Raw genomic sequence first — 6,198 nt, forward strand, 5'->3', positions numbered from 1 at the left:
GGGGGCGGCGGTGGGGGTGGGGGTGGCGGTGTGGATGCCGGGAGCGGTGGGGGCAAGGACGGCGGCTCCCCGGAGCCGACGGCTTCCTTCCCGGGCAGCGGGCTGAATGGTGACCCGGGCACGGGCGTGCTCTGGCTCGTGCGCATCGATCGTGGGACGGCGAACCTGGCGGCCTCCTATGCCACGCTCATCCGCGGCATGACGGCGCAGCTCGCCGCGGAGGGCTTCGACGTCCGGGTGACCGGCGTGGCCTCGCTCTACGAGTCGCGGCTGTACTGGGCTCGGAGTGGCAAGGACCTGCCGGCGTCGGAGCTACAGACCCTGCTGGAGAGCGCGGCCAATTCGTCGAGTGGCGTGGCCCCTCGGGTGTGCAGCACGGCGGCGCTGGCGGATATGGGCGGCCGGCTGAGCTGGATGACGGTGAGCGCTCCCGATTACAGCACTCCGTCGGGCGGCACGCCCTTCAGCCCCCGGCTGGGCGCACTGCTCGTCGTCATGCTAGACCACGGCGCACGCCCGTCGGGCTACGGCGCTTCCGATTGCGGCACGGGCTCCATGGATCCGGCGGGCTGGTTCGGCGGCTCGCGCAGCCCCACGTTCTGGCTCAACCGCAGCACCTCCACCTGGAACCTGCCACGGGCGCAGACGCGCTTCCTCTTCATCTCCACCTCGGAGACCGAGAGCTACGAGCAGATGCGAGCCCGCTGCGCGGCCATGAGCGCCTTCCCGCGGACCGCGCTGGATGCGATCAGCCCCTCGCCCATCGTCTTCTACGCGCCCTTCGCCATCGGCCTGGACAACTACCAGGGGAATCTGGGGTTCCAGGAAGACCTGTGCGCCGCCGTGGCCGGTGACTGGTCCGCCTACTCGCGCGGCTTCGCGAAGGGCTGGACGAGCCTGCTGCGCCTGCCCGAATCCCAGCGATGAAGGGACGGGGCGCGGCGCGACAGACCCGAGTGAACCCCCGGGGCCGTGCCGTCCGGCGGCCCCCCGGAGCCCTCCGGCGTCGGGCCGTGGCCGGGCGTGGGGGCCGGGGGCGCGTGCCCGTTCCCGCTCGGCCAGCGCGACGTCGGCGGTGGGCGCTGGCCGCGGCCCTGTTGCTGCTCGTGGTGTTCTGGTTGTGGCCTTCCGCCCCGCCTCCACCCGCCCCGGTGCCTCCGCCCGAGCCGCCTCCCGCGCCCGTGGTCGTCAGGCCAGTGGTGAAGAAGCCCGCGCCGAAGAAGCCGCCGGCCCCCGCGCCCGCGCCGCCGCCCGCCGCCCCGGCCTCCCAGCGCGCCCTGCTGCGCAAGGCCGTGGAGGCGCGCGCCCCGGACCTGCGCAACTGCCCCCTTCCGCCCGGAGTGCCGACGACGCTCGGGGCGAAGATCCGGGTGGTCCGCAGTGGGGCCACGCGTGCCGTCACCCTGTCCACCGCGCAGCCGCTTCCCCGGGAGCTCTCGGAGTGTCTGCGCCAGCGCATCCTCCAGTGGGAGTTCTCCGACGTGGGGCTGAGCTCCGACGTGGAGATCCTCGTCAACTTCGCGCTCGGGCAGTGACGCGTCCCGGGAGTGGGCGACCTCCGTCGTCCACCCGGTAGACCGATTTCGCCCGTCGTCCGTTAACCCCGGCATCCCATCTCTCCGGAGGTTTCCATGGCCCGACTGGCCCTGGCCGCGCTTTGTCTCGCGCTGTCCACACCCGCGCTCGCCGCACCCCCTACGTGTGACGTCCAACCCCAACAGGTGGCCGCGTCCCGGGGAGATCCGAAGGCCCGCGAGGCCGCCCACAAGGGGCTCGGCTACCTCTCCCGCTCCAGCGCGGAGTGGACGGCGCAGCACGGGTGCTTCGGGTGTCACGTCCAGGCGGTCACGCTCGAGGCCCTCACGGCGGCCAGGCACCACCAATACGATGTCGCGCCCAAGGACATCACCGCGATGGTCAAGGCCCTCAAGCTCGGGGTCACCGCCGGTGGCCGGGTGACGGGCGCCGCCTTCGAGGGCTCGGCCTGGGCCCGGTATGACCAGTGGGTGGATGCGAAGTTCACGGACGACCTGCTGCGGTACGCGAAGCAGCTCGTCTCGTTGCAGGCGACCAACGGCAGCCTCCCGGATGACGATGCGCGCCGTCCGGTGTCGGGCGGCACGATGCAGACGACCTTCCAGGCCGCCCAGACGTGGCGTCAGGCCTACGCGAGGACCGCGGACGCGAAGTGGCTCCCGCCGCTGCGCAAGGCCGAGTCCTTCCTCACCGCGACAAGCGCCAAGTGGCAGCGCGCGAGCGGCACCGTCTACCTCCAGGACGTCAACTTCGCGCTCCTCGGCATGAGTGCCTCGGGCGTGGGCCGCGCCGAGCCCGGCTCGCTCCGGCTCCAGCGGATGCTCCTGGAGCGGCAGAACCAGGACGGGGGCTGGGGGTTGGACAAGGGGAAGAGCGACGCGTTCGCCACGGGCCAGACGGTCTACGCGCTCAAGCTCGCTGGCTACTCGGACTCGGATGCGCCCATCTCCCGCGCCATGCGCTACCTGGTGCAGCACCAGCACCCGACGGGCGCGTGGCGCACGTACACGAGTGGGCAGGGAGGCGCGGAGAAGGCCGAGACGATGTGGGCCGTGCTCGGGCTCGTCACGGTGGACGTCGCGAGCATCGCGGTGAATGGGCTCGTGGATGGCCAGCACGTCACCGACACGATGAACATCCAGGTGCAGGCCATGGACAACCAGTCCGGCGGCATCGCGAAGCTCGAGCTGCTCGTCGATGACCTCCCGGTCCACTCGGCCTGCGGCGGGAAGCTGACGTACGCGTGGAACACCTCGGGGCTGAAGGATGGCAAGCACGCCCTGGACGTCGTGGCGACCAACGCGAAGGGCCTGACGAGCAAGCGCCGGTTCGAGGTGTTCGCCGGCAACGTCTTCATGACCCAGGTGGGGGCGAACTTCGACGAGGCCTCGCAGCGCACGCTCATCACGCTGCGCAACCTCGCGGACCCGAGCGCTGGCGGAGCCATCGAGCTGGAGGTCTGGGAGGTGGGCGAGGGCAGCGAGGCGAAGCCGAAGGCGAAGGTGTTCTCCACGTCGAGGAAGGGGGAGATCGGCGCGGTCGAGTTCGCCTGGGACGGCAAGGGCAATGACGGCAAGGCGAAGCCGCGCGGGCGCTACCTGGCCCGGCTCGCGTACCGGGATGCCAGGGGCCAGGTGCTGCAGACGGAGAGCTCGCTCTTCTTCCACGACAGCGAGTCGGTCCAGCGCCAGAAGTACGGGGAGATCGAGGGACAGCTCTCGCTCAAGGGCGGCCAGGGCCAGTCGGCGAACACGGTGATGGAGCTCGTGGATGACCAGGGCCGTGTCGTGCAGTCGACCGTGACGACGGAGCAGGGCAACTACCGGTTCAAGAACGTGGACAAGGGCCAGTACCGCGTCCGCGCCAAGAAGGAGGGCTTCCGTGACCTCGAGCAGCCTGTTGCCGCGGAGCCGGCCGCCGCTCCCTCGAAGGCCATCATGACGTGGTGACCGGCCCAGGCCGTGCCCAGATTCTCCCGGGCCTTGGGGCCCGGGTGATTCCGAATCCGGAGGTGCGGCGTGGAGAACTGGACGCTTGGCTATGGGACCCTGCTGACGACGCTCGGTGTCGGCGGGTTCGTCGCGACGGGAGCGCAACACAAGACCGCGCTCATTCCAGCGGGCTTCGGGACGGCCGCGCTCGGCCTGGGCCTGCTGGAGCGGCGCGGGTCCTCCCAGAAGACGGTGCTGGGAGGCGCGGCGCTCCTCGGGTTGCTCGGGTTCCTGGGCACCGCTCGCGCGCTCGGCAGGCTGCCCGCCCTGATGCGGGGGGAGAAGCTGGAGCGGCCCGCCGCGGTCGTCTCCCAGTCGGCGATGGCGGGGCTCTCCGCGGCGTACGTGGCCCTCTGCCTGCGGGGCCTGTTCGCCCGGTAGCGCCGGCCGACGGGGAGGCCCGCGAAGCGAAGGGCTCGCGGGCCTCCTCTCCGGGAGTCAGCGGTGGTGCCGTGGGTCTTCGCCGCTAGCGCAGCAGCGGGAGGACCCACAGCTCGTTGCCGTGGACGGTGTCGTTGGCGACGAAGAAGACCTGCGAGCCCACGCGGGTGTAGCCGCTCGGCAATGAGGAGGCCCCGCCCGGTGCGACCTCCTGCAGCTTCCGCGTGCCCTTCACCGTCCCGTCGCTCACCCACGGCTCCAGGTTCACCCCCGGATCCTCGGCGCCCGTGAAGAGGATGCGGTCGTCCAGGGTGAAGAGCTCGGAGCCGAACTCGTCCGAGAGGCTCAGCGGCCGGTGGAGCAGCTTCGTTCCGGAACTCGTCCCATCCGTCACCCAGAGCTGGACGTCGCGCGGGGCCGGGCCCGAGGTGGAGATGCCGAGCCCGAAGAAGAGCTTCTGGCCCGCGACGGTGAAGGTGGTGATGAAGGGGTCCGCGTCCATCTCACCCGCGAAGGGGTTGGGAAGGGTGGCGACGAGCTTCACGGTGACGCCGTCATCGCTGTCCTTCAGCCTGTACAGGCGCATCCGGTGGTCGGAGGGATCGGCCCTCCCGACGTACAGGCAGTTTCCGATCGCACCGAGGACCCACGGGAACTGGCTGTCCGGACCGGGCGTCAGGTCGGCGACGAGCGTCGTGCCGGCCTCGGTGCCGTCGGTCCTCCACATCTCGGTGCCGTGCGCGGGCTCCGTGGCGGCGAAGAAGACGTGACGACCCACGGTCCTCAAGTTGAAGGGGAACGAGCTGTCGGGGCCCGGAGCGATGTCCTTGACGAGCGTCGTGCCGGCCTCGGTGCCATCGGACTTCCACAGCTCGGTGCCGTGCGCGTCGTCCGAGAGGGAGAAGAAGAGCGTGTTGCCCAGGGCGGCCTTCGAGGCGAGTACGGAGGTGTCGGGCCCCAGGTCCTTCACGCGCACCGTGCCGGCTTCGGTGCCATCGGACTTCCACAGCTCGGTGCGAGTGGGTGAGGTCGGAGTCTCGGGGACGAAGCGGAAGAAGAGCAGGGTCTTCCCCACCACCGTGAGGTCGAACGGCTCCGAGGCATCCACCCCCGGGGCGATGTCCTTCACCAGCCGGGTCCCTCCGGTCGTCCCGTCGCTGACCCACAGCTCACGGCCATGGGTCTCGTCACTCACCACGAAGAAGAGCCGCGAGCCCAGGGGCGTCAGCGACGTCAGCGCGCCGCTGAAGAAGGCCCCTGGGAACGGGGGGAACCGCTTGATCGGTACAGTGCCCGCGGGGGTCCCATCGCTCTTCCACAGCTCCCGGCGACCGTCCGGGAGGTTGGCGGCGAAGAAGAGCTTGCCGCGGAACTCCACCAGGGGCCCCGGGCCGGGCGCGAGCCGGGCGGGCAGGTCGGACGGCGGGAAGATGTCCCGGACGAGCCGCGCGGTCCCCAGCGCCGGGAGTTTCCACGTCGCGCTCAACTCACCGCTGCCCTCGTCGCTCGGAGAGCTGGCTTGCGGCCGTTCGCCTTCCTGAGTGTCTCCCTCCGTCAGCTCTCCGCCACACCCCAGCGCCAGTGCACAGGCCAGCGCCATCCCACGCCATTTTCCCATCCCCTACCTCCCTGTCCTGATTGGTGTCGGGAGAGTGGGGTCTGTGACGCGATCTGCCCAGTGCCTCGGGGGGGGTGGGAAATCCCATGGCCGTACGCCACGTGGGAACCGGGGCTCACGTGGCGTGACGCTTTCGACTCTCCGCGCGAGGCTTTCGACTCTCAGGCCTTCCTGTCACCTCGAGCGCGCACGGCTTCGAGCGAGACGGCTCGCTACCTCAACTCGCAGCAGCGGGCGTCGCCGCAGCAGTACGTCTCGGGGGGGCACTCGATGCCACCGCAAGGGGGGATGAGCTGGTGCACCGCGGGCGGCTGCGCCGTGTCCTGGTCCGCTCCGCCGCCGTTGTCGAGGCTGGCGCCGGCAACGGGCTGGACGTTCGCGTGCTGCGCCTGCGCGTAGGTGGACTCCTCCACCACGCCGCCACACGCCGCGGCCATCAGGGCCACCACCGTGACTGCCATCCAATGCATCTTCATGGGAACTCCCGTAAGTGAAAGGGTGACTGCTGGCGCGAGACGGTAACGGAACCGCCACCCGGAAAACAGAACCTCCCCCAGCTCTTTTAGATGTCCGCCTTGAAGATCGCGACGGACATCTGGACCTACCTCATCGAGAACCATCTCGCCTGAAGAGGGAGGTGGGGGTCAGATCAGGAATGATGCACGTCAGGTT

5 protein-coding genes and 1 pseudogene are annotated in these 6,198 nt (G+C 70.4%); 4 read left to right on the plus strand and 2 right to left on the minus strand.

The window, feature by feature from the left end:
• The 4 genes and pseudogenes from VF697_RS19945 to VF697_RS19960 form a co-directional block, all read left to right on the plus strand.
• A pseudogene (locus VF697_RS19945) lies at positions 1 to 927 on the plus strand (hypothetical protein); the annotation flags it as partial.
• Positions 928 to 1,040: 113 nt separating this feature from the next.
• Positions 1,041 to 1,535 (plus strand): hypothetical protein, encoded by a 495-nt coding sequence (locus VF697_RS19950; RefSeq protein WP_331097312.1) that lies wholly within the window; start codon positions 1,041 to 1,043, stop codon positions 1,533 to 1,535.
• Positions 1,536 to 1,631: 96 nt separating this feature from the next.
• Positions 1,632 to 3,485 carry a carboxypeptidase regulatory-like domain-containing protein gene (locus VF697_RS19955; protein ID WP_331097313.1) on the plus strand — a complete coding sequence of 618 codons (1,854 nt, stop codon included), beginning with the start codon at positions 1,632 to 1,634 and terminating at the stop codon, positions 3,483 to 3,485.
• 69 nt (positions 3,486 to 3,554) lie between these two features.
• Positions 3,555 to 3,908 (plus strand): hypothetical protein, encoded by a 354-nt coding sequence (locus VF697_RS19960; RefSeq protein ID WP_331097315.1) that lies wholly within the window; start codon positions 3,555 to 3,557, stop codon positions 3,906 to 3,908.
• 85 nt (positions 3,909 to 3,993) lie between these two features.
• On the opposite strand, the gene VF697_RS19965 is transcribed toward VF697_RS19960, so the two are convergent.
• Positions 3,994 to 5,526 (minus strand): ELWxxDGT repeat protein, encoded by a 1,533-nt coding sequence (locus tag VF697_RS19965; protein WP_331097317.1) that lies wholly within the window; start codon positions 5,524 to 5,526, stop codon positions 3,994 to 3,996.
• Positions 5,527 to 5,738: 212 nt separating this feature from the next.
• Positions 5,739 to 6,002 (minus strand): hypothetical protein, encoded by a 264-nt coding sequence (locus VF697_RS19970; RefSeq protein WP_331097319.1) that lies wholly within the window; start codon positions 6,000 to 6,002, stop codon positions 5,739 to 5,741.
• Positions 6,003 to 6,198 lie beyond the last annotated feature (196 nt).

The organism is Archangium sp., from assembly GCF_036388035.1.
Classification (GTDB): Bacteria; Myxococcota; Myxococcia; order Myxococcales; family Myxococcaceae; genus Archangium.

Excerpts from the sequence above, each read along its gene's own strand:
- VF697_RS19955 (WP_331097313.1), top strand. The coding sequence starts at position 1,632 with ATGGCCCGACTGGCCCTGGCCGCGCTTTGTCTCGCGCTGTCCACACCC.
- VF697_RS19965 (WP_331097317.1), bottom strand. The coding sequence starts at position 5,526 with ATGGGAAAATGGCGTGGGATGGCGCTGGCCTGTGCACTGGCGCTGGGG.
- VF697_RS19970 (WP_331097319.1), bottom strand. The coding sequence starts at position 6,002 with ATGAAGATGCATTGGATGGCAGTCACGGTGGTGGCCCTGATGGCCGCG.